This window comes from Allocoleopsis sp. (genome assembly GCF_036703385.1).
Classification (GTDB): domain Bacteria; phylum Cyanobacteriota; class Cyanobacteriia; order Cyanobacteriales; family Coleofasciculaceae; genus Allocoleopsis.
Genome location: NZ_DATNPA010000280.1, coordinates 1 through 2,600 on the forward strand (window position 1 = coordinate 1; position 2,600 = coordinate 2,600).

The 2,600-nt window shown below is 42.3% G+C and carries 3 protein-coding genes and 2 pseudogenes; 4 read left to right on the forward strand and 1 reads right to left on the reverse strand.

Annotated elements, in window-relative coordinates; translation table 11 throughout:
* The 4 genes and pseudogenes from V6C93_RS13420 to V6C93_RS13435 form a co-directional block, all read left to right on the forward strand.
* Positions 1–184: pseudogene (locus V6C93_RS13420) on the forward strand (cell division ATP-binding protein FtsE); the annotation flags it as partial.
* 184 nt (positions 185–368) lie between these two features.
* On the forward strand, positions 369–1,160 hold the full coding sequence (locus V6C93_RS13425) for a DUF262 domain-containing protein (RefSeq protein ID WP_333477161.1): 792 nt from the start codon (positions 369–371) through the stop codon (positions 1,158–1,160).
* Positions 1,161–1,340: 180 nt separating this feature from the next.
* Positions 1,341–2,081: an HNH endonuclease family protein gene (locus V6C93_RS13430; RefSeq protein ID WP_333477162.1), complete on the forward strand. Its 741-nt coding sequence runs from the start codon at positions 1,341–1,343 to the stop codon at positions 2,079–2,081.
* 56 nt (positions 2,082–2,137) lie between these two features.
* The gene (locus V6C93_RS13435) at positions 2,138–2,437 is read left to right on the forward strand and encodes a hypothetical protein (protein WP_333477163.1); all 300 of its coding nucleotides are present in this window, start codon (positions 2,138–2,140) and stop codon (positions 2,435–2,437) included.
* Positions 2,438–2,479: 42 nt separating this feature from the next.
* Here the strand turns inward: V6C93_RS13435 and V6C93_RS38235 are convergent.
* A pseudogene (locus V6C93_RS38235) lies at positions 2,480–2,600 on the reverse strand (DUF86 domain-containing protein); the annotation flags it as partial.

The following is a 2,600-nucleotide window of genomic DNA, read 5'->3' on the forward strand; positions in this document are numbered from 1 at the left end:
GCTGGCGGATGAACCAACGGGTAACCTCGATCCCGATAATTCTCGGCAGGTATTAAATATTCTCAAGAAACTGAATGGGATGGGGGCAACGGTGATTGTCACCACTCATGATGAGCAACTGGTGCAGATGTCAAGACAGCCTGTTGTGCAGTTACGGGAAGGGCGTTTGTATCGAGGCTTTTGAGACAATGAGGCGGAGTGCGATCGCTTAGCTGGCAAACTCAATCGGTTGGCTTAAGTCAGCTTGCTGTCATGTGATTAAGGGCAGCTAGAGGCAGGACGTGAACAGATACTGGAACCAAAGCCCTCTTAACTTTCTTATTGACTAAGTTAACGTTGATAGAGGCAAGATAAAGAGGCTATTAAACGTGAAGGCATCGGAAACCAAGCTCCGTGAATTGCTGGAAGGCGGTAAACAGTTCCAAATTCCGCTCTTTCAAAGACCTTACTCATGGTCAAAGAAGGAATGGAAGGCTCTCTGGGAAGACATCATGCAGATATACCACGAGCATGAAGACAACCACTTCTTGGGGCCAATTGTGACTCAGGCAATACCTGGCACACCAGATGGCATTTCTCCATTTCTTCTTATTGACGGACAGCAGCGCCTCACCACACTTTCCTTGCTTCTGGCTGCGCTACGAGAACACTTGAAAGAACAGGACTCTGAATCCGCAGCAGAATTACAAGAACTGTATTTAATTAATAGATATAAAAAAGGTGATGCCCATTATAAAATTTTGCCTACTCAGGCTGACCAAGAAGTCTATCAGAAAGTTGTTGAAGGCCACATCAATGAAAGCACAAGCCTAATATACGAAACCTTTAAGTTTTTTGGGAATCAACTAAAAAATGGTGACATAGAGGAGGATAACGCCCCTATCGACCTAGCCAAATTTAAAAATGTGGTTCTGGAGAAGCTAACATTAGTCAGCATAACGTTGGACGACAGAGACAATCCATACATTATCTTTGAAAGCTTAAATCATAAAGGCGCACCTCTCACTCAGGCTGATTTGCTACGTAACTACTTCTTTATGAAGCTGGATAAACAACGAAGAGAAGAAAGTTACGAAAAAATATGGTTGCCACTACAAGAACAGTTCAAAGTTAATGCGGGTGACGAGCAATATTTAAAAGAACTCACTAGAGCATTTTAGTGTTACCTACGTAAAGAAGGCGGAAATATCAGCCAGGATAAGACTTATCAGACACTCAAGGGAAGCCTCGATAAAAAGAAAAATTTAGATGAAATTCTAGCTACATTAGAAGAATTTCATCAGTTTGCTAAGTATTATATACGCATCTGTTTTCCTGAAAAAACAGAACCGGATGCTATTTTGCAGCGTGGATTTAAACGACTGAAACTATTAGAACTCAAGAATTGCCATCCCCTTCTGCTCAACCTTTGTAGAGATTATGAAAAAAAACAACTCTCTTTAAAAGAATTTGAGCAAGCACTGCTTCATGTAGAGTCTTACTATGTGCGTCGTATACTTGGAGACTTGACTTCTGTTCAAATGAACAAAGTCTTTAACGGATTGTATCAAGATGCAAAGAAGCTACGGGAGGAGTACAGCCTCAGTGATTTTGCCAGTGCTTTACGAGAAAAGTTAAGGAGGTTGCCGACTACAAGCAAATCTTACTTCTGGCCTGACGACGACGAGTTTCGTCGGAGCATCATTGAAAACACTGTGAAAATTGACAGGAGTAGGGTAAAGCTATTATTGGGAAGTTTGGCGGAACCCCTAACTAAGTTTCAGGTGAAAACAGATGACCTCACCTTGGAACACATTATGCCTCAGAAGTTGACTGATGAGTGGCGAACCCGGCTAGGAGCTAATGCTGATGAAGTACACAAACGCTGGCTTAACACGCTAGGAAACTTGACCCTTACTCCTTCCTCTTATAATTCTGAGATGTCTAACAATTCTTTTAGTGATAAATTATCATACCTGCGAACTAGCGCCCTTACCTTAGATAATCAGTACTTTAAAAATGTGGAAACATGGAACGTGGATGAGATTCAACGCCGTGGTAAGTATTTAGCTGACATTGCCGTTAAGGTTTGGCCTCGATAGGGAATCAATTTTGTCAGCCTTAAGCCTCTAACGAACGCGATCGCATCCATTATGTAATGAAAGAAACAAAATTCCCAAAATCCTTAACTAATATGGGTTTGGGGATTTGTTTCTTAAGAGGGTTCAAAAAATCTCAAGGGTTAGCTGGTTACGCTGGGAGCATCCAAAATGTGCAAAAACATTCCTACTACTCTCTGAAAGCCTCATTCTGCCGTTCATTTTTGGAGAAAGTTGTAAAATTGGGATGCTCCCGTTACGATCGCGTTTCTCCCTTACTGAAGTTGATAGGATGCGATCGCTATTTCTCTAATCGGTTGAAGCGTGATTTCTTATTCATTGCCAAAGTCCATCTCTAGTATGTGCTGCACCTGTACGAGCAAGGGCGGTACTTTGTTTTACACAATATCCCAGAGGGTTTCGTTTTCCAGGCTAAAGTAGGCGTGAGCCAGGACATCACGTAGTCCAGAGATTTTTCGCCACTCAATCTCTGGGTAGCGACTGCGAACTTCTGGAGGTACG

Bases quoted from the DNA above. Each gene is read 5' to 3' on its own strand.
- V6C93_RS13435 (WP_333477163.1), top strand. From the start codon at position 2,138: ATGAAAGAAACAAAATTCCCAAAATCCTTAACTAATATGGGTTTGGGG.